This is a genomic window from Desulfobacter latus, from assembly GCF_013389365.1.
Classification (GTDB): Bacteria; Desulfobacterota; Desulfobacteria; order Desulfobacterales; family Desulfobacteraceae; genus Desulfobacter; species Desulfobacter latus.
In genome coordinates, this window is the sequence record NZ_JACADJ010000219.1 from 1 (window position 1) to 315 (window position 315).

Consider the following 315-nt stretch of genomic DNA (forward strand, 5'->3'; position numbering starts at 1 on the left):
TGATACCGTTGAATTTTGGTTCAAAAATACCCGGAATAAATCCAGGTGGGAAACAACCTCATTACCGGTGATGGAGTTCATTGACCGTTTCCTTTTGCATGTTCTGCCCAAACATTTTCACCGGATCCGATATTATGGGTTTCTGGCCAACGGGCAGGCCGGAAGACATATACCGGCAATACGACAGGCTTTGAATGACCAGGCCACACCTGATCCTGCCCCTCTGAAAGAACAGCAACCTCGATGTCCGGCCTGCGGTAAGGGGAAGATGATCACGATCCTGGTGTTGGACGGTCATGGCAACGTGGTCAAAGA

At 49.8% G+C, this 315-nt stretch carries 1 protein-coding gene; it reads left to right on the plus strand.

What is annotated here, in order from left to right; genetic code table 11:
• The coding region (locus HXW94_RS19705; RefSeq protein WP_246294267.1) for a transposase at window positions 1-315 on the plus strand (315 nt) is incomplete at both ends.